The following is a 257-nucleotide window of genomic DNA, read 5'->3' as shown; positions in this document are numbered from 1 at the left end:
ATCGTGCTGTGTCTGGTGATCATGGCCGGCCTGTTGGTGATGGTCGAACGCACCAAGCTGGGACGCGCGATGCGCGCCACCAGTCAGAACCCGGCGGTGGCCGGCCTGATGGGCGTCAGCGTCAACAAGGTGATTTCGGCGACCTTCGTGATGGGCTCGGCGCTCGGCGCGATAGCCGGCGTGATGGTCGCGACCAACTACGACCAGGCGCACTACTACATGGGCTTCCTGATCGGTCTGAAGGCCTTTACCGCGGC

Annotated in this window: 1 protein-coding gene; it reads left to right on the top strand. The window is 64.2% G+C overall.

Features of this window, described 5'->3' with window-relative positions; translation table 11 throughout:
* Positions 1 to 257 (top strand): ABC transporter permease subunit (locus ACZ2IA_RS23425; RefSeq protein ID WP_470294913.1); only part of this gene is annotated, 257 nt, incomplete at both ends.

The sequence above is a fragment of the Crenobacter sp. CS_VA4 genome (assembly GCF_055597485.1).
This window is presented reverse-complemented; position numbering and strand designations above follow the sequence as displayed.